Source organism: Seonamhaeicola marinus, assembly GCF_008085455.1.
On record NZ_VSDQ01000479.1, the window covers coordinates 1 to 291 of the forward strand.

At 38.1% G+C, this 291-nt stretch carries 1 pseudogene; it reads left to right on the plus strand.

Annotated elements, in window-relative coordinates:
• Nucleotides 1-291: pseudogene (locus FUA24_RS07825) on the plus strand (ATP-dependent DNA helicase RecG); the annotation flags it as partial.

Below are 291 nucleotides of genomic sequence, written 5' to 3' on the forward strand. Positions count from 1 at the left end.
TAATGATTATTGAAAGCGCAGAACGCTTTGGCTTATCACAACTACACCAATTACGAGGACGCGTAGGTAGAGGTGCTGAGCAAAGTTATTGCATACTTATGACAGGACATAAACTATCTGATGATAGCAAAACACGGTTAAACACTATGGTTAAAACCAATGATGGTTTTGAAATTGCCGAAGTAGATTTAAAACTAAGAGGTCCTGGTGACGTTATGGGTACCCAGCAAAGTGGCGTTTTAAACCTTAGAATAGCCGATATTGTGAAAGATAAAGATGTATTACAACATG